Origin of the sequence: Kitasatospora sp. NPDC093806 (assembly GCF_040683335.1) — a bacterium.
Lineage (GTDB): Bacteria > Actinomycetota > Actinomycetes > Streptomycetales > Streptomycetaceae > Kitasatospora.
In genome coordinates, this window is sequence record NZ_JBFBDO010000001.1 from 34400 (window position 1) to 51890 (window position 17491).

15 protein-coding genes are annotated in these 17491 nt (G+C 74.2%); 6 read left to right on the forward strand and 9 right to left on the reverse strand.

All coding sequences use genetic code 11. The annotated features are described in order from the left end of the window. Nucleotides 1–63: 63 nt before the first annotated feature. The 3 genes from fxsT to pdxH form a co-directional block, all read right to left on the reverse strand. Complete coding sequence (gene fxsT / locus AB0N76_RS00170; protein ID WP_363551853.1) at nt 64–4194, reverse strand: FxSxx-COOH system tetratricopeptide repeat protein; 4131 nt, start codon at nt 4192–4194, stop codon at nt 64–66. Further along, the gene (locus AB0N76_RS00175; RefSeq protein WP_363551855.1) at nt 4191–5723 is read right to left on the reverse strand and encodes a TIR-like protein FxsC; all 1533 of its coding nucleotides are present in this window, start codon (nt 5721–5723) and stop codon (nt 4191–4193) included. The genes fxsT and AB0N76_RS00175 overlap by 4 nt, the downstream gene beginning before the upstream one ends. 251 nt (nt 5724–5974) lie before the next feature. Continuing rightward, nucleotides 5975–6607: a pyridoxamine 5'-phosphate oxidase gene (pdxH, locus tag AB0N76_RS00180; protein WP_363552223.1), complete on the reverse strand. Its 633-nt coding sequence runs from the start codon at nt 6605–6607 to the stop codon at nt 5975–5977. A gap of 416 nt (nt 6608–7023) precedes the next feature. On the opposite strand from pdxH, the gene AB0N76_RS00185 reads away from it, so the two are divergent. Further along, nucleotides 7024–8124, forward strand: a complete 1101-nt coding sequence (locus AB0N76_RS00185; RefSeq protein ID WP_363551857.1) for a citrate synthase 2 — start codon at nt 7024–7026, stop codon at nt 8122–8124. Nucleotides 8125–8326: 202 nt separating this feature from the next. After that, nucleotides 8327–9445, forward strand: coding sequence for a phosphoserine transaminase (serC, locus tag AB0N76_RS00190; protein WP_363551859.1), 1119 nt, complete (start codon nt 8327–8329; stop codon nt 9443–9445). Between the two features lie 182 nt (nt 9446–9627). Here serC and AB0N76_RS00195 read toward each other — a convergent pair whose 3' ends face one another. Beyond that, the gene (locus tag AB0N76_RS00195) at nt 9628–10395 is read right to left on the reverse strand and encodes an SDR family oxidoreductase (protein WP_363551861.1); all 768 of its coding nucleotides are present in this window, start codon (nt 10393–10395) and stop codon (nt 9628–9630) included. A gap of 84 nt (nt 10396–10479) precedes the next feature. Between AB0N76_RS00195 and AB0N76_RS00200 the strand changes: the two genes are divergently transcribed. Next, nucleotides 10480–11103 (forward strand): TetR/AcrR family transcriptional regulator, encoded by a 624-nt coding sequence (locus AB0N76_RS00200; RefSeq protein WP_363551863.1) that lies wholly within the window; start codon nt 10480–10482, stop codon nt 11101–11103. A gap of 25 nt (nt 11104–11128) precedes the next feature. Here AB0N76_RS00200 and thpR read toward each other — a convergent pair whose 3' ends face one another. Beyond that, complete coding sequence (gene thpR / locus AB0N76_RS00205) at nt 11129–11719, reverse strand: RNA 2',3'-cyclic phosphodiesterase (protein WP_363551865.1); 591 nt, start codon at nt 11717–11719, stop codon at nt 11129–11131. A gap of 46 nt (nt 11720–11765) precedes the next feature. Between thpR and AB0N76_RS00210 the strand changes: the two genes are divergently transcribed. Next, complete coding sequence (locus AB0N76_RS00210) at nt 11766–12284, forward strand: GNAT family N-acetyltransferase (protein WP_363551867.1); 519 nt, start codon at nt 11766–11768, stop codon at nt 12282–12284. A 60-nt stretch (nt 12285–12344) separates the two neighbouring features. Here AB0N76_RS00210 and AB0N76_RS00215 read toward each other — a convergent pair whose 3' ends face one another. The 3 genes from AB0N76_RS00215 to AB0N76_RS00225 form a co-directional block, all read right to left on the reverse strand. Then, a complete protein-coding gene (locus AB0N76_RS00215) occupies nt 12345–13634 on the reverse strand; it encodes an MFS transporter (RefSeq protein WP_363552225.1) in 1290 nt (429 codons plus the stop codon). Nucleotides 13635–14046: 412 nt separating this feature from the next. Further along, nucleotides 14047–14481 (reverse strand): MarR family transcriptional regulator, encoded by a 435-nt coding sequence (locus tag AB0N76_RS00220; RefSeq protein WP_363551869.1) that lies wholly within the window; start codon nt 14479–14481, stop codon nt 14047–14049. Between the two features lie 42 nt (nt 14482–14523). Further along, a complete protein-coding gene (locus tag AB0N76_RS00225; RefSeq protein ID WP_363551871.1) occupies nt 14524–15105 on the reverse strand; it encodes an SUKH-4 family immunity protein in 582 nt (193 codons plus the stop codon). Nucleotides 15106–15332: 227 nt separating this feature from the next. Between AB0N76_RS00225 and AB0N76_RS00230 the strand changes: the two genes are divergently transcribed. Continuing rightward, nucleotides 15333–15749: a VOC family protein gene (locus tag AB0N76_RS00230; protein ID WP_363551873.1), complete on the forward strand. Its 417-nt coding sequence runs from the start codon at nt 15333–15335 to the stop codon at nt 15747–15749. Nucleotides 15750–15772: 23 nt separating this feature from the next. Here the strand turns inward: AB0N76_RS00230 and AB0N76_RS00235 are convergent, their stop codons facing one another. Further along, nucleotides 15773–16696 (reverse strand): DUF4231 domain-containing protein, encoded by a 924-nt coding sequence (locus AB0N76_RS00235; RefSeq protein ID WP_363551875.1) that lies wholly within the window; start codon nt 16694–16696, stop codon nt 15773–15775. A gap of 139 nt (nt 16697–16835) precedes the next feature. On the opposite strand from AB0N76_RS00235, the gene AB0N76_RS00240 reads away from it, so the two are divergent. Then, nucleotides 16836–17279: a VOC family protein gene (locus AB0N76_RS00240; RefSeq protein ID WP_363552227.1), complete on the forward strand. Its 444-nt coding sequence runs from the start codon at nt 16836–16838 to the stop codon at nt 17277–17279. Nucleotides 17280–17491 lie beyond the last annotated feature (212 nt).

Here is a 17491-nt window from a genome sequence, read left to right on the forward strand (position 1 = left end):
CTGGAGTGGATTCCGGGCGGAGGCCCGGAACCCACCGCACAGCATGTCCGCCGGGGGCGGGCATCACACCGGTGGCAGCTCGATCTCGACCGTCAGCCGGCGCTTTGTCCGGATCGCTTGGGTGAGCGGGTGCCCGGCGCCCAGGTACGGCACCGCCAGCGCCCGGGCCAGGGTCCGTTCGTACAGCTGCGCCGCCCGACCGGGCTCGCCGAGGACGGCGAGCGTCAGGGCGGTGTTGGCAGCGGCCGCCAGGGCGTCCGGGTGGTCCGGGCCGAGCCGCTCGACCAGCAGGGCCGCGGCGGCCTCGGAGAGGGCCAGCGCGGCTCCGTGCTCTCCCGCGCCGGCCAGGTCGACGGCCCGGTTGAGCCGGGCGGCCGCGACGTACGGGTGGCGGTCGCCGAGGACGGCGCGCAGGCCGTCCAGCGCCTCGCCGGAGAGCGCCCGGGCTTCCTCGGCGTGGCCGGCCCTGCGGAGCGCCACGGCGAGGTTGCCGACCGCCAGGAGTTCGGTGGGGTGACCGGCGCCGAGGTGGTCGCGGTGGTAGCGGTACGACTCCTCTGCTAGTTCGACGGACCGTTCGACCTCCCCGAGCGCGCCGAGCGCGGCGGCCAGGCTGTCGGCGGCGGCCGCGGTGCCGGGGTGGTCCGCGCCATAGCGGTCGAGCAGCCGCCGGTGGACGTCCTCGGCCTCGGCCAGTGCCTCCGGAGCCCGGCCCAGCCGACGCAGCACGGCGCCCCGGTAGCGCCGGCTGCGCAGGGTGTTGTCGTGGTCCTCGCCGAGCACCTCCCGGCTGCGCCGGACGGCCTTGTCCAGTCGGCTCAGCGCCTCGACGGGCCGTCCGACCTCGTACAGCGCGTGCCCGTAGGCCATGGCTCCGAGGATCGTGTACGGGTTCCGCTTGCCCAGCACCTCCAGCTTCCGCGCATAGGCAACCTGCTGCCCGGCCACCGCCCCGGCGAAGTCGCCGACCAACAGGACGGAGGCGGCCAGGTTGTTCTCGATCATCAGGGTGCGCTGGTCGTCTGGCCCGAGCACCCGGCGGGCGACGGCCAGGGTCTCCTCGTCCAGCTCGCGGGCCTCCTGGTAGCGGCCAAGGTGCCGCAGGTCCCCGCCGAGGCTGGTGGCGGCCTGGACGGTGTCCCGGTGCTCACGCCCAAGGAGGGCGGTCAGCCGTTCCAGGGCGTCCCGGTCGGTCTCGTACGCCTTCCCGGCCAGTCCCTGCGCCCGCTGGATGTTGGCGAGCTGGACGCGCAGCAGCTGAACCTTGACGTCGCGTTCGGTGTCCAGCGGCCCGGCCGCCCGCCACCGGTCGAGCACGTGCTCGGCCAGCTCCCGCCCGGCTTCGTGCAGGCTGCGCTGCCACAGGTAGCGGACCGAGTTGACGATCCACTGACGGACCGCCGGATCGGTGGATTCGGGCGCGCCGGACGGCCGCAGGTGGGGCAGGAGTTCGGCGTACCGGGGCCAGTTGGCCGGGGCCTCGGGCTCACCGGGGTCGGCGAGCGCGAGCGCCCGGTGGGCGGCGGCGCGGAGCCGGTCGCGGTCGGCCTCGGTGACCTGTTCGCGCAGCAGCGCCTGGACGATCCGGTGCACGACGAGGGTCCCGGCCGCCTGGTCGTAGCGGGCGAGGTTGAACTGGTTGACGGTCCGCAGGATCTCGCCGACCGCGAGCCGCTGGTCGGAGGTGCCCGGGGGGAGCCCGATCGCCTCGATCACCGGCGGGCTGTACAGCAGCGAGATCGGGATGGCCTCCGGGCCGAGGAAGCCGCAGACCTCCAGCAGGCGGGCGGCCGGGGCGTTGATCCGGCGCAGGTCGGAGCCGACGATCCGCCAGGTGGCGGCCGTGACGCTGGCGCCGCCGCCGCCCTCCTCCGCCGCCGGGCCGACGCCGGCCCGCACGGTGCGGTCGAGGATCTCGGTGAGGGTCTCGTCGAGCAGGTCGGCGTAGGTGCCGGCCGGCATCGGCGTCTCCTGCAGCCAGGCGGCGGCCTGGCCGACGGCGAGCGGCAGGTCGCCGAGGAGTTCGGCGATCCGTTCGGCGTCGGCGCGGGCGACCCCGGTGTTGAAGTGCCGGACCAGTTCGACGCTCTCCGCGCGGTCGAACACCTCGACCTCGGTGCGGCCGGGCCGGCGCGCCCAGCGCCGGTCGCGCGAGGTGACCAGGACGTGGCCGTCGGGCCCGGCGGCCGGGATCCAGGGGTCGAGCAGCTCCGGGTCCTCGGCGTTGTCGAAGAGCAGCAGCCAGCGGCGGTAGGGCCGGCCGCTGGCGAGCGCGTCGAGGACGGCGCGGGCGGTCCGGGTGACGTCGCCTTCGCTCTCCAGGCCGAGCTTGGGGGCGAGTTCGGCGAGTTTCTGCGGGATCACCGCGGGCTGCTGGGAGGGCACCCACCAGAGCACGTCGTAGCCAGCGGCGAAGCGGTGCGCGTACTCGATCGCGGCCTGCGACTTGCCGACCCCGCCGATGCCGTAGAGCACCTGGACGGGCGCGGTCTCGCCACCGGCGCCGGTCCCGAGGGTGAAACCGTCGCGGACCGCCTCCAGCAGCCGCATCCGGCCGGTGAAGGTGGGCAGCTGCGGCGGCACGTCCTGGACGGACGGGCGGGCGACCGGGAAGCGGGCCGGCGGGGCGGGGGTGGCGTCTCCGGTCTCCATCCAGCGCCCGGCGCCGGGCGGCGGGCCGATCAGTTCGAACAGCTGGGCCTCCGCCTGCTCGGCGGACCCGGTGGCAAGGTCGAGCGCCCGGTGCCCGGCGAACTGCGGCGACTCCGCCTCGGCCCGCTCCCCCGCCCGCTCGCCGGGGTGGTCGCCGCCCGGCCCGTCGGCCGGCCGGTCGCGGAGCCGGACGGCGAGCAGGCCGCCGGAGTCGCCCGCCGGGTCCTGGGTGGTGAACCGGCGCCAGATCTCCCGCCCGCGCGGCAGGACGGCGTACTCGGGGCTGAGCAGGGCGAGCAGCCGGCCGTCGCCGTCCAGCGGCCCGGCGGCCTCCGGCACCGCGGCGGCCTGCGGCGGACCGGGTTCGAGCGGGACGGCGGCGCTGTGCAGGGTGACCAGGTAGCCGAAGCCCTGAAGGGTGGCGGCGATCCACTCGGCCCAGATCCGGTTCTTGGGCGCGTAGCTGATGTGGACCTGGCGGGAGCGGGTGCGGCCGGTGCGCAGGTAGGCCGCGTACAGCCGGCGGCGGGCCAGGTCGGGGACGGGCCGCAGGGCGCGGACCCGGCCGCCGGTGAGCCAGTCGGCCAGCCGTTCGAACGCGGCGAGCAGGCTGCGGCCCTGCTGCGGCCGGTCGACGACGGTGGCCGGGACCTCCTCGTAGGCGTAGAACGGCTTGTACGGCACCTCGACGTCGCGCCAGTAGTCCGCCCGCCGCTCGGGGCTGAGCCAGCGGTCCAGGTAGGGGTCGAAGGCGTCGTGGGCGAGGTCGCGGCCGGCCGCCAGCCCGGCCCGTTCGGCGTCCTCGACCCGCATCGGGACGGGCAGCACCCGGATGTCCCGCTCGTCGGCGTCGACGATGGCACGGGCCGCGTCGACGCCGCCGCGGATGCTCTGGGCGCCGAGGGTGAAGCAGTCCACCACGGTGTCGGGCATCAGCACGGTGCAGATGCCGGAGGTGTCGCTGACCCCGGTCCGGCTGTCGATCAGCACGTAGTCGTACGCGGTGGTCCACTGCTCGCGCAGCGCGTACAGGAACTCCGCGCCCCGGATGTCGGCGCGGGTGTAGAAGCTGCGCCAGTTGAAGCTGGTGACGGCGGCCGAGTAGGCGGCGTTCTGCCGGCCGGCCGGCATCAGGTCGAGCCGGCCGCCGTCCGGCAGGTCGAGGGCCAGGCCGCACAGGTAGCGCTCCAGCCGGCCGGGTTCGGCGAGCCACTCCCGGGGGTCCGGGCCGGGGTCGCGGCCCGGACCGGGCAGCGCCTCGTCGACGTAGGCCCGGAGCATGTCGATCAGCCCGTCGGTGGCGTGCAGTTCGGGGTCGACGAGCAGCGGGTGGTAGTAGCGGTGCAGGCCGGGGGCCTCCAGGTCCCAGTCCACCACCAGGACGCGCAGACCCTGGCTGGCCAGGATCCAGCCCAGGTTGGCCAGCGCCATGGTGCGGCCGGTGCCGCCCTTGAAGGAGTAGAAGGTGACGACCGTGCCGGTGGCGGGGGTCGCCAGGGCGGCGGACCCGTGGTCCGCGAGGGCGGCGTGCTCGGCGCTCATCGGTCCGTCTCTCCTTCGCTGGGCGCGTGGGCGGGCAGGGGCACGGTCTCCGCGCGGGGCACGGTCTCGGCGCGCGGCACGGGCGGTCCGGGCCGCGCGGCGGCACCGGCGGCACCGGCGGACCCGGCGGCACCGGCGGGCCCGGCAGCACCGGCCGTCCCGGCCGTCCCGTTCGGGCCGGGCTCCCCGTGCGGGGCCGGCGACCGGGCCGGGACGGCCAGCCCGAAGATCGGCCGGGGCTCCAGGTCGAGGCCGAACTCAGCCCGGGTCGCGGCCGGGTCCTCGTCGGTCTGGTCGAGCAGCCGGTTCTGGGCGACGGTCACGGCCGAGAGGAGCTCCCGCTCGAAGCGTTCCCGGCCGACGTGGATGCGAAAGAGCGGCTCGGGCCCGGACCGGTGCAGCCAGGTGCGCGCGAACACCGCGCGCACCCCCTCCCAGAGCCGGGCGCGCGCCGGACCGGCGGGCGGATCGTCGGTGCTGTCGGGCAGCAGGACGGCGGTGACCGGGTGGTTCTGCTGGTCGAAGTCGCGCAGCGGCCGCCGGAACTGCTCCGTCCCGGCCGCCCACGGGTCCACCAGGAGGACGCTGACCTCGTTGTTCTCGCGGGCCGTGTCGAGCGCGCGGCCGAGGTCGGGGCCGACCGTCTCCAGGCTGGTGCTGTGCCCGGCCCGGGTGATCACCTGCTGGGCCTGGACGGCGAGCGAGGGCAGCCGGGGCGGGTGGAAGGGCGCCCAGTCCCGGGGGTGCGGCCCGTACCAGCCGCCGTGGTACCGCCCGTCCGCCGCCCCGTCCCCGCCGCCGTCCGCCGGCACCGGCCGCTGCCCCGGAAGCGGACCGGCGACCGGGCCGCCCGCCGACCCGTCCGCCATCCCGTCCCCGGCCCGGCGGGCGGCGACGAAGAGCCGGACCAGGCTGCTGCGGGTCGCGGGCGGCGCGGCCTCCGGGACCGGGAAGCAGCCCTCGACGCGGGCCAGGTCGAGGTCCCGCAGTTCGACGACCCGCCAGCCGGCGGCCTCCCGCACCCGCTCGGCGACCACCTGCACGACCTTGCGGTAGGCCGCCCCGTGCGGGTCGGTGCGCAGCAGGTGGCGCAGCCCGCCGGTGGCGTACTCCTCGCCGAAGTCGTGCTGGACGTACTGGATCCGCAGCACCTCGGCGGGCAGGTCGGCGGGCGGCGGCTCCCACAGGACCGGGATCAGGGCCGCGACGGTCTCGCCGGTCTGCTCGCGGTGGCGGCGCATCCGGTGGTCGAAGGCGGTCCACTCCTTGCCGCAGTACGCGCTCGCGAAGTAGGCGGGCGAGTAGAGCGCGACCATGGTGCGGCTGGCGCCGACCATCCGGGAGAGCTGCTGCTCCCAGTCGTCGCCGACCCGCAGCCGTTCGGTGTCCCGGTAGGCCAGTTCGGCCGGTCCGGCCTCGGGTTCGATCCGCGCCAGCTCGTCCCGCAGGTCGGCGAAGAACTGGTCGACGAACGCGCCCCCGGCCAGGTGGTCCCGTCGCGCGTAACTGAAGAAGAAGTACGGCCGCACCCAAGAACCCCCTACGAGGCCAGCGAACGCCCCCCACCATACTGGCGGGCTGACGGGCGGTCAGCCGGTGTCCGGAGGAAGTTGTCCGGGTGTCGTCACGGGCCGGATCCGCCGACGCAACGGGCCCGGCCCAGTGGCGCAACGGGCCCGGCCCAGTGACGCAACGGACCCGGCCCCGGCGGCACAACGGGCCTGATCCGCCGGCGCAACGGGCCGGATCCGGCGGCGCTACGGGCAGCGCGCGGGTGCCCTCACGGGCAGAGCCGCTCCACCTGCCAGCCCGTCGGGGCGGCCTGGTCCGCGACATACCGCAGCCGGTCGTGCAGCCGGTTCTCCCGCCCCTGCCAGAACTCCACACTGGTCGGCACCACCCGGTAACCGCCCCAGAACGGCGGCACCGGCACCCCCTCGCCCTCCGGGTAGCGCCGCTCCAGCTCCGCGTACCGCTGCTCCAGCACCTCCCGCGAGGCGACCGGGCTGGACTGCTCGCTGGCCCAGGCGCCGAGCTGGGAGCCGTGCGGGCGGGTGCGGAAGTAGGCGGCGGTCTCGTCCCGGCCGACCTTCTCCACCGGGCCCTGGACGATCACCTGGCGGGCCAGCGCGATCCACGGGAAGAGCAGCGCGGCGTGCGGGTTGGCGGCCAGCTCGGTGCCCTTGCGGGAGCCGTAGTTGGTGAAGAAGACGAAGCCGCGGGCGTCGATCCCCTTGAGCAGCACGGTCCGGGCGCTGGGCCGCCCCTCGGCGTCGGCGGTGGAGAGCACCATCGCGTTGGGCTCCACCACCCCGGCCTCGTCCGCTTCGTGGAACCACCGGTTGAACTGGGCGATCGGCTCGGCGACGAGCTGCTCCTCGACCAGGCCCTCGTGCGCGTAGTGCTTGCGCATCATGGTGAGGTCCGGTCCGGGGCGGGCCTCGTCGGCCAGGATCCGGGTGGCGGGGGTCAGGGGCGTCGACTGGGCGCGGTCCGGGGTCTGCACGTCAACATCATCCCGTACGACAAGCAACCGGCACCGCTACCTCCGGACAAACCCCGGTGGGAGATAAGGTGTCCCGCCACCAACCGGCCGTCCTTCGTGCGGCGATTTGTCCGGAGGCGCGCGTTTGGTCCGGGAGATTTCGCGGTTCCGACGGGGTTCCGGGCAAAAAGTCAAGCGGGCCCGCGGGAAACATCACCACCGTGGTGTATGGCGCAATGCACCCCGTGCCTGTCACGCTGGCACCGAGTGCCAACCACCATTCGGTCACTGGCGTGCCTCCCCACCACGGCGGCCCGCCGATCGCAGAACTGAAGGAGCCGTGCATGTCCGACTTCGTACCCGGGCTCGAAGGTGTCGTCGCTTTCGAGAGCGAGATCGCCGAACCCGACCGTGAAGGCGGCGCCCTGCGGTACCGAGGGGTCGACATCGACGACCTCGTCGGCAACGTCTCCTTCGGCCACGTCTGGGGCCTGCTGGTCGACGGCAAGTTCAACCCCGGCCTGCCGGCCGCCGAGCCGTTCCCGATCCCGGTCCACTCCGGTGACATCCGGGTCGACGTGCAGTCCGCGCTCGCGATGCTCGCCCCGGTCTGGGGCCTCAAGCCGCTGCTGGACATCGACGCCGAGCAGGCCCGCGACGACCTCGCCCGGGCCGCCGTCATGGCGCTCTCCTACGTCGCCCAGTCCGCCCGCGGCCAGGGCCTGCCGATGGTCCCGCAGAGCGAGATCGACAAGGCCGAGACGGTCGTCGAGCGGTTCATGATCCGCTGGCGGGGCGAGCCCGACCCGAAGCACGTCAAGGCCATCGACGCCTACTGGACCTCCGCCGCCGAGCACGGCATGAACGCCTCCACCTTCACCGCCCGGGTCATCGCCTCCACCGGCGCCGACGTCGCGGCCGCCCTCTCCGGCGCGGTCGGCGCGATGTCCGGCCCGCTGCACGGCGGCGCGCCGTCCCGGGTGCTCGGCATGATCGAGGAGATCGAGCGCACCGGCGACGCCACCGCCTGGGTCAAGAACGCGCTGGACAAGGGCGAGCGCCTGATGGGCTTCGGCCACCGCGTCTACCGCGCCGAGGACCCGCGCGCCCGGGTGCTGCGCCGCACCGCCAAGGAGCTCGGCGCGCCGCGCTTCGAGGTCGCCGAGGCGCTGGAGAAGGCCGCGCTGGAGGAGCTGCACAACCGCCGCCCCGACCGCGTGCTGGCCACCAACGTCGAGTTCTGGGCCGCCATCATGCTGGACTTCGCCGAGGTCCCGGCGCACATGTTCACCTCGATGTTCACCTGCGCCCGGACGGCCGGCTGGTCGGCGCACATCCTGGAGCAGAAGCGCACCGGCCGGCTCGTGCGCCCCGCCGCGCGCTACATCGGCCCCGGCCCGCGCAGCCCGCGCGACATCGAGGGCTACGACGCCATCGCGCACTGACGCCCATCGCGCGCTGACGCCGTCCCGCGCCGCTACGGCCTCCCGCGCCGAGGCCGTCCCGCGCTGACGCACAGCTGCTCGAACAGCGGGTCCGGATACCGAACCGGACCCGCTGTTTCCGCAGCTCGCGGGTGGGACGGGGGCATCTCAGCGGGCGGACTCCCGTCGATTCCGGGCCGCCCCGGCCGGTAGGCTGCGGCCCGTGGCTCAGATCCAGATCCCCGCTGACATCAAGCCCGCAGACGGCCGTTTCGGCTGCGGCCCGTCCAAGGTGCGCCCCGAGGCCCTGAGTGCCCTCGCCGCCACCGAGACCTCCCTGCTCGGCACCTCCCACCGCCAGGCCCCGGTGAAGAACCTGGTCAAGCGCGTGCGCGAGGGCGTGAGCAGCCTCTTCTCCCTCCCCGAGGGGTACGAGGTGGTGCTCGGCAACGGCGGCTCCACCGCCTTCTGGGACATCGCGGCCTTCGGCCTGGTGCGGGAGAAGTCCCAGCACCTCGACTTCGGTGAGTTCTCCTCCAAGTTCGCCTCCTCGGTCAAGGCCGCGCCCTGGCTCGCCGAGCCGAGCGTGATCAAGACCGCCCCCGGCACCCACCCGCTGCCGGTCGCCGAGGCCGGCGTGGACGTCTACGGCCTCACCCACAACGAGACCTCGACCGGCGTCGCGATGCCGATCAAGCGCCCGGTCGGCGCCGACCAGGGCTCGCTGGTCCTGGTGGACGCCACCTCGGGCGCCGGCGGCCTGCCGGTGGACATCACCGAGACCGACGTCTACTACTTCGCCCCGCAGAAGAACTTCGCCGCCGAGGGCGGCCTCTGGCTGGCGACCTTCTCCCCGGCCGCGCTGGAGCGCGCCGCCGAGATCGCCGGCTCCGGCCGGTACATCCCGCCGTTCTTCGACCTGCCGACGGCCATCGACAACTCGTCGAAGGACCAGACCTACAACACCCCGTCGATCGCCACCCTGTTCCTGCTGGCCGACCAGCTGGAGTGGCTGAACGGCAACGGCGGGCTCGACTGGGCCGTCGCCCGTACGGCTGATTCCTCGTCCCGGCTGTACGGCTGGGCCGAGAAGTCCTCGTTCGCCAACCCGTTCGTGGCGAACCCGGCCGAGCGCTCCCAGGTGGTCGGCACGATCGACTTCGACGACGCGGTGGACGCCGCCGCGGTCGCCAAGGCGCTGCGCGCCAACGGCATCGTCGACACCGAGCCGTACCGCAAGCTGGGCCGCAACCAGCTGCGCGTCGCGATGTTCCCGGCCGTCGACCCGGCCGACGTCGAGGCGCTCACCGCCTGCATCGACTACGTGGTCGAGCAGCTCTGACCGGCTGACCGACGCGTGAGGGCCACCGCCTGCGGGCGGTGGCCCTCCGCACGTTCACGGCTACTTGCCGACCAGCGAGCTGACCAGCACGACGACGAGCAGCAGCACCAGGGCGCCGGTCACGATACGCATTCGAGTCTTGGGATCCACGGTCAACGAGCGTACCCCCGCCCGGCCCGCGGCTAGACGCCGAGGTTGGACCCGCCGGTGGCGTCCAGGTTCTGCCCGGTGACCCAGCGCGCGTCGTCCGAGGCCAGGAAGGCGACCACGTCGGCGACGTCGCCGGCCTCGCCCACCCGGTTGAAGACCGAGTGCGCGGCGGCCACGGCATGCGCCCGCGGGTCCTCCAGCCAGGGATTGATCTCGGTGGCGACGATGCCCGGCGACACCGCGTTGACGGTGATCCCGCGCGGACCCAGCTCCTGGGCGAGGGTGAGGGTCAGGGTGTTCAGCGCGCCCTTGGTCATCGCGTAGGAGACCGCCGGTGGGAACGCCACCCGGGTGACACCCGAGGAGACGTTGACGATCCGGCCGCCGTCGCGGAGCCGGCCGAGCCCGTGCTTGATCAGGAAGAACGGCGCCTTCGCGTTGACGGCGAAGACCCGGTCGAAGTCGGCCTCGGCCACCTCGCCGATCCGCCCGTCCAGGCCGATCCCGGCGTTGTTCACCAGGATGTCCAGCCCGCTGCCCCCGTCGTACCCGGCCAGTCCGGCGTCGAAGGCCGTCCACAGCGCCTCGGCGTCCCCCGGGAGGCCCAGCTCGGCACCGATCGCGAAGGCCCGGCCACCGGCCCCCTCGATCGTCTTGACCGCCTCCTCGGCCGCCGCCGCGTCCCGGCCGTAGTGGACGGCGACCAGTGCGCCCTCCCGCCCCAGCCGCTCGGCGATGCCCCGCCCGATGCCCCGGCTGCCGCCCGTGACCAGTGCCGTCTTCCCCGCGAGCCTGCTCATGACGATGCCCTCCCATTTCTGTAGCGGTCGCTAACGAAATGAACCGTAGCACGCCTTCTGTAGTGCTCGATATAGAATCTCGGCATGGCGACGACGAGCGTGACGACCGGCGGTACCGCCACCGCGAAGCGCGGCAGACCCCGCTCCTTCGACCGCGAGGCCGCCCTGGAGCAGGCCCTCCGGCTGTTCTGGGAACGCGGGTACGAGGCCACCTCGGTCGCCGACCTCACCGCCGCCATGGGCATCCGCCCGCCGAGCCTGTACGCGGCCTTCGGCGACAAGCGCGCCCTCTTCGACGAGGTGATCGCCCGCTACCGGGAGACCTACGGCGCGTACTCCACCCGGGCGATGGACGAGGAGCCCACCGCCCGGGCCGGCATCGCCCGGATGCTGCACGAGTCCGCCGCCGAGGCGACCGACCCCGAGCACCCGTGGGGCTGCCTGATGATCAGCTCGACGGTCAACTGCACCTCGCCCGAGGTGGCCGAGGCCGTCCGGGAGCTGCGCAACGCCAACGTCCGCGCCCTGGAGTCGCGGATCCGCGCCGACGTCGCGGCCGGCCACGAGCCCCCCGGGACGGACCCGGCGGCCCTGGCCAACTTCACCGCCGTCGTGCTCCAGGGCATGTCGCAGCGCGCCCGCGACGGCGCCACCCGCGCCGAACTGGAGCAGGTCGCGGCCGACGCGATGCGGATCTGGCCCGCCTGACCACGCGCCCCGGCGGGCCGGCGGGCTACTCGCCCCAGCGGGCCAGCGGCCAGGAGCGGACCGTCTCGTAGTGCGCGCCGCCGCCGTCGTGCTCGCTCTTCATCAGGTGCAGCTCGGCGGCCTCCCACTCCGGCCCCCGGTACTCGTCCAGCGCCCGCGCCAGCCCGTCCAGCTCCGCCGCGGCCACCCGCTGCACCGCCCGCCGGTGGCCGCGGGTCGAACCGGCGCGGGCCAGCGTCAGGTGCGGGTGGAAGGCGAACGCGTCCACCTCCCCGGTCGCCCCGGCGGTGGCCTCGTTCACCGCCTCGGCGAGCCGGCGCAGCGCCCAGGTCTCGCCCTCCACCCCGGCCCAGAGCACCCGGTCGCCGAAGCGTCCGGCACCGGCCAGCCGCAGCCGGTGCACCGGGTGTACCTCGGCCACCGCGGCCAGTCCGGCCGCCAGCTCCGGCACCCCCTCGGCCGGCTGCTCGCCGAGGAAGGCCAGGGTCAGGTGCCAGCCCTCGACCGCCGTCCAGCGCAGCCGGTCCGCGCCGGGCAGCCCGCGCACCGGGGCCACCGCGTCGACCAGCCCCTGCAACGCCTCCACCGGAGGCAGTACCGCCACGAAGAGCCTCATGGGGCCCATCTTCCCCCGGACGGCGGTTTGGGCTAGAACGATCTCCATGAAGATCCGCACCGGGGGTCCCGCGGACATCCCCGATCTCCTCGCCCTGCTCGACGGCGCCGTGGCCTGGCTGGCCGCCCGGGGCCGCACCGGCCAATGGGGCGACCAGCCCTTCAGCACCGTCCCGGCCAGGATCGAGCACGTCACCGCGTACGGCGCCGAACCGTTCCTGCTCCGGCTCGCGGTGGACGAGGAGGGCCGGACCGTCGGCGCCTGCGTCGTCGCCGAGGAGCCCGGCTCGTACGTCCCCGCGGTGGCGGAGCGCGAGCTGTTCGTCCGCAACCTGGTCACCGACCGCTCCCGGAAAGGCTCGGGGATCGGCGCCGCGCTGATCGCCGACGTCCTGGCGGAGGCCCGCCGCCGGGGCATCTCGCTGGTCCGGGTGGACTGCTACGGGGGCGCCGACCGCCGGCTGGTCGCCCAGTACCGGGCGCTCGGCTTCACCGAGACCGAGTCCTTCGAGGTCGCGCAGCCGAACGGCGTCTGGCCCGGCCAGGTGCTGGAGATCCGGCTCTGACGGTTCGCCGGTTCGCCGGTTCCGGGCCGCCGCCATCGGCGGCCCGGAACCGGCCTCACGTCAGCAGGCCGTGGCCAGCCCGGACTTCACGCCGGCACCGGGGCGCGGCACCAGGGCCACCACCCGGCCGCCGCGGCCCGGGTGCAGGTCCAGCCGCAGCCGCAGCTCGGCACTGCGGGCCAGCACCAGGCCGACCGTGCCGGCCGCCAGCGCCGAGACCAGTCCGCAGGCCAGCAGCCCGAGCCGGGGCCCGTACGAGGCGGTGACCCAGCCCACGATCGGCGCGCCGATCGGCGTCCCGCCGGTGAACACCAGCACCAGCAGGCCCATCACCCGGCCGCGCATCGCGGGCTCGGTGCCCAGCTGCAACGCCGAGTTGACCGAGGTGTTGAAGCTGAGCCCGAACACCCCGATGAAGGTGAGCAGGATCGCGAAGGTCCAGTAGTCGGGCGCGACCGAGGCCACCACCTCCAGCAGCCCGAACGCCAGCGCGGCGGCCACCAGTCGGCGCAGCCGGGGCACCCCGCGGCGGGCCGCGAGCAGCGCGCCGGCCAGTGAACCGACCGCCATCGCGGTGTTCAGCAGGCCGTACTGCCCGGCGCCGACGTGGAAGGTGTCGGTGGCGAAACCGGCCAGCAGGGTCGGGAAGTTGAAGCCGAAGGTGCCGATGAACCCGGCCAGCACCATCGGCCAGAGCAGCTCGGGCCGCTCCTTCACGTACCGCAGGCCCTCCCGCAGCTGCCCCTTCTCACGGGCGATCGGCTCGGTCGACCGCAGTTCGCTCGTCCGCATGGCGAGCAGCCCGCCGATCACGGCGGCGAAGGAGAGCGCGTTCACCGCGAACGCCCAGCCGCTGCCGACCGCGGCGATCAGCAGGCCCGCGACGGCGGGGCCGACCAGCCGGGCGGTCTGGAAGTTGGCGGCGTTCAGGCTGACCGCGTTGGCGAGGTCCTTCGGGCCGACCATCTCGGAGACGAAGGCCTGCCGGGTCGGGTTGTCGACCACGGTGACCAGGCCGAGCAGCAGCGCGAAGGCGTACACGTAGTACGGGGTCACCACGCCGCCGATGGTCAGCACGGCGAGTCCGGCGGCGAGCAGGCCCATCGCGCCCTGGGTGTAGACCAGCAGCCGGCGCTTGGGCATCCGGTCGGCGAGCACCCCGCCGAACAGGCCGAGCAGCAGCATCGGCAGGAACTGCATGGCGGTGGTGATGCCGACCGCGAGCGGGCTGCCGGTGAGGCTGAGCACCAGCCAGTCCTGGGCGATCCGCTGCATCCAGGTGCCGGTGTTGGACACCACCTGGCCGGCGAAGTAGTAGCGGTAGTTGCGAACGCGCAGTGCGGAGAACATCCCCCCGGGCCGGGTGAACTTCGCTCCGGTCGGGCCGGTGCGGTCGGTCAGGGTGCGGTCGGTCGGGCCGGTCGCCCCGGCGGGGGATGTGGCCGCGTGGCTGCGGCCGGGAGCGGCGGGGTCGTCCGCCGCGGTGCGTTCGTCGGGGTCGTCGTCGCCGCTGCCGGGCAGCCCCGTGGGGGCGGGTGCCTGGGCGTCGGCGGCCGCGGTGCTGCTCGCGGCGGGGTCGGTCGTCGGGTCGTCGGTCCGGGTACGGATGGCGGCGGCGCTGGCTGCGGCCGGCGGTGTCACGGTGGTCTCCCCTCGCGGCGCGGCGGCCCGTGGGACGGCCGTCGCGCTCCTGGTTTCGGTGGTCGGTCCTGCGGTGATGCGGTTCTCCTTCGTCCTCCGGCGGCTACCGGATCAGGTCTGCCTAGAGGTGTGCGAGCTTGTAGAGCACGGGCGCGGCCTCGCGGAGCAGCGCCCACTCCTCCTCGTCGAGCCCTTGGGCGAGCTCGGCGAGCCAGGCGTTCCGGCGCCGGCGGGACTCCGCCAGGATCGCCTCGGCCTCCTCGGTACTGCTGACGACCACCTGCCGGCGGTCCTCCGGGTGCGGCTCGCGCCGCACCAGGCCCTTCTCCTCCAGCATCGCGACGATCCTGGTCATCGAGGGCGGCTGTACGTGCTCCTTCCGGGCGAGCTCACCCGGCGTGGCCTTCCCGCACCGCGCGAGGGTGCCCAGCACCCCGATCTCGGTAGGGCTGAGCGACTCCTCGACCCGCTGGTGGCGGAGCCGTCGGGAGAGGCGCATGGCGGACGACCGCAGCTGACTGATCGCTGCGAGGTCCTGCTCGGACATCTCGGGCATGTTCTTTAGCCTACGTCATTACTCTCGCTAAAGAAAATTGGATTACATCGTGGCCCAGGTGTCCAGGAACGCCTCCCAGAACCGGGCGCCGCGCTCGAACGGCAGCGGGTCCCAGCGGGCCATCCCCTCCCGGACGAACTCCTCGGCGTCGGCCCAGTCGTACGGCGTCGGGCGCTCCTCGTCCAGCGGCCGCTCCACCTCGACCTTGTAGACGAGGTAGCTGAACGAGGAGACGTCCCCGTGGATCAGCTCGTACTCGACCTCGGAGTCCGGGTCGCAGACCCAGATCGTCCCGTCGTCCAGGTTGACGAAGACGAACCCGCCGAACAGCTCGCCCAGCTGGCGCAGCCGGCCGTGCGCGGTCTCCACCAGCGACTCGGTCAGCGGCTCCCGGGCGAACGCCCGGTCCGGGTTCTCCGGCCGCCGCCGCGCGTGCTCCGGCAGCAGGCGGAACAGCCCGCGGGCGAACGGCACCCCGACCTCGGTGGCGAACCGCGCGGCCTCCGGGTCGCCCGGCCAGAGCTCCGCGGCGGCCTCCGCCCGCAGCCGCAGCATCGACCAGTTCGGCACGCCCGGGTCCTCGCCCGTGCGCTCGACGGCCCGCCAGTCGATGTTCACCAGCATGCGGTTCTCCCCCGGACGGGCTGATGGGCTGTCGGCTCGACCGTTGCCGAGACCCCGTGCACAGTCCCATCGACAGGCCCGGAACCCTACCCGGCCTTACACCGGCGCCGTGCCCCGGACAGCGCTGGCCGTGCCCTCCGTGACTCCCGGTGCGATGCTGGTTCTGGGGCCCGGTCCACGCGGACCCCCGGCGCCGCACCACCCCTCAGCAGAAGGGCCGACCAGAAATGTCCGACGTCGCCGACGCACAGGCCGCGCAGGCCGAGCAGAACGGCACCGGCTTCGCCCGCCTCGCCATGGTCACCATCGACTGCGCCGACCCGGTCGCGCTGGCCGCCTTCTACGGCGAGCTGCTCGGGTGGGAGACCCGGCACGTGGACGAGCGGTTCGCCATCCTGGACAACCCGGAGGGCGGCAGCCCGCTCGGCTTCGGCCGGGTCACCGGGTACCGGCCGGAGCCGTGGACCGAGCCGGACGGCGGCAAGCACTTCCACCTGGACTTCTACGTGGACGACCTGGAGGAGGCCACCGCCCGCGCGCTCGCGCTCGGCGCGACCGAGCCCACCTACCAGCACGGCCGCACCCTCCGGGTGCTGATCGACCCGGCCGGCCACCCGTTCGGCCTAGCCCCCCTGGAGGCCTGAGCCGCTCCCCCGCCGCCCCGCCGCTACCGGGGGAAGGCCCGGCGGGCCCGCCAGGTGGTGTGCTCGCGCGAGACCGCGTCCTCCGCCTCGGCCGCCATCCGCGCCCAGCGCTGCTCGGCGTCCGGCGCCCGCAGGTCGAGGTCGGACAGCTGGTTGCCGACGTTCTCCAGCTCGCGCGCCGCCAGCTGGTACGCGGCGGCCAGCGGCCGGAGCTGCTTCAGCTGCGTCCAGGCGATCACCGCCGCGGCCGCCGCCGAGCTGGCCCCGAAGACGTGCAGCGGCAGCGCCCCGGTCGCCTGCGCGATCGCCGCCGCCGCGCCGAGGATGATCAGCGCCGCGACCGCCAGTCCCCAGGACACCGCCTGCGACTCGCAGGACTCGGCCCGCGAGCGGTACCACGTCCGCTGCCCCTCCACCCGGGTGCGCAGGTAAAGCGTCCGCCGGGCGGTCAGCGACTCCGCCCGCACCCGGCGCATCTCCTCGGTGATCTCGGTGACCGTCCCCGGCGGCACGATCCGCGGGTCCTCGAACGCCCGCAGCACGTCCTCCACCTGCAGCAGGTAGCCGCGGTCGACGTCACCCGACCGCGCGTCCCCCTCGAACGGCCGGGCCCGCACGGAGTACTTCCAGGCCAGCGTCTTCACCGACTCGGCCGCCGCCCGCGCCTCGTACCAGCGCGCCTGCGGGTTGCTGCGGCGCAGCCGGGACCAGAAGTAGCCGGCGACCAGGAACGCCACCACCGAGAACAGCGGCGTGAGGTCGGCGTCCCCGCGGTGCTCCGGCCCGGGCAGCGAGCCGACCACCGCCGCGACCACCAGCATCGAGATCAGCCCCCGGTACCAGCGCAGCGTCTGCCGCTGGCCCTCCAGCGACGCCTGGTCGGCCGTCCGGAACAGCTCCGGCAGCAGCTGCTCCTCGACCCCCGTCGGCGGATCCTGTCGCACCATCAGCGGTTTCCCCCTCGCCCGTCTCCCGTCCCCGGAGTATGCCCTTCGCCAACTCCCCTACACGATCCGATTCTTGACACACCCCCTCGACGATCCTTGCCCGCCCGACCTCGTAACCCATATAACTGGTTACATGCCCATGCACTGGAAGCTCGTCATCGACTGCGCCGACCCGCACCGGCAGGCCGCCTTCTGGGCCGCCGCCCTCGACTACACCGTCGAGGACCACAGCACCCTGATCGACGGCCTCCTCGCGGCCGGCCGGATCACCCCCGACCTGCTCACCGAGGTCGACGGCCGGCCCGCCTGGCACGCCCTCGCCGCCGTCCGCCACCCGGAGGACCCGCACGACCCCGCCACCGGCACCGGGCTCGGCCGCCGTCTCCTCTTCCAGCGGGTCCCCGAGCCGAAGCAGGGCAAGAACCGCCTCCATCTCGACCTCCACCCCGGCCCCGACGCCCGCCCCGCCACCGTCGACCGCCTCCTGACCCTCGGCGCCACCGTCCTGCGCGAGGTGAGCGAACCCGGCGGCTCCTGGACCGTCATGCGGGACCCGGAGGGCAACGAGTTCTGCGTCCACTGACAACCGGAGACGGCCCCCCTCGCGACACCGTGCGAGGGGGGCCTCGTCATGCGGCCGGCACTGATCGGGACCGGCCGCCCTCCGCCCCTCGGGGGCACCGCGCCGAAGGTCCGTGAGGCCGCCGTGGACGGATCCGGTCAGGGCCGCTTCCGTCCCGGCTCAGCCCCTTTCACTGCTGCTGAGCTGCGACGAAGCTTGTCGTTGTCAGCGGG

What these genes read in the sequence shown, in the direction of transcription:
- AB0N76_RS00240 (WP_363552227.1), top strand. Translation starts at nt 16,836, where the DNA reads ATGCACTGGAAGCTCGTCATCGACTGCGCCGACCCGCACCGGCAGGCC.
- AB0N76_RS00230 (WP_363551873.1), top strand. Translation starts at nt 15,333, where the DNA reads ATGTCCGACGTCGCCGACGCACAGGCCGCGCAGGCCGAGCAGAACGGC.
- AB0N76_RS00200 (WP_363551863.1), top strand. Translation starts at nt 10,480, where the DNA reads ATGGCGACGACGAGCGTGACGACCGGCGGTACCGCCACCGCGAAGCGC.
- thpR (WP_363551865.1), bottom strand. Translation starts at nt 11,719, where the DNA reads ATGAGGCTCTTCGTGGCGGTACTGCCTCCGGTGGAGGCGTTGCAGGGG.
- AB0N76_RS00235 (WP_363551875.1), bottom strand. Translation starts at nt 16,696, where the DNA reads ATGGTGCGACAGGATCCGCCGACGGGGGTCGAGGAGCAGCTGCTGCCG.
- fxsT (WP_363551853.1), bottom strand. Translation starts at nt 4,194, where the DNA reads ATGAGCGCCGAGCACGCCGCCCTCGCGGACCACGGGTCCGCCGCCCTG.
- AB0N76_RS00220 (WP_363551869.1), bottom strand. Translation starts at nt 14,481, where the DNA reads ATGCCCGAGATGTCCGAGCAGGACCTCGCAGCGATCAGTCAGCTGCGG.
- AB0N76_RS00185 (WP_363551857.1), top strand. Translation starts at nt 7,024, where the DNA reads ATGTCCGACTTCGTACCCGGGCTCGAAGGTGTCGTCGCTTTCGAGAGC.
- AB0N76_RS00195 (WP_363551861.1), bottom strand. Translation starts at nt 10,395, where the DNA reads ATGAGCAGGCTCGCGGGGAAGACGGCACTGGTCACGGGCGGCAGCCGG.
- AB0N76_RS00210 (WP_363551867.1), top strand. Translation starts at nt 11,766, where the DNA reads ATGAAGATCCGCACCGGGGGTCCCGCGGACATCCCCGATCTCCTCGCC.
- AB0N76_RS00215 (WP_363552225.1), bottom strand. Translation starts at nt 13,634, where the DNA reads ATGTTCTCCGCACTGCGCGTTCGCAACTACCGCTACTACTTCGCCGGC.
- pdxH (WP_363552223.1), bottom strand. Translation starts at nt 6,607, where the DNA reads ATGCGCAAGCACTACGCGCACGAGGGCCTGGTCGAGGAGCAGCTCGTC.
- AB0N76_RS00225 (WP_363551871.1), bottom strand. Translation starts at nt 15,105, where the DNA reads ATGCTGGTGAACATCGACTGGCGGGCCGTCGAGCGCACGGGCGAGGAC.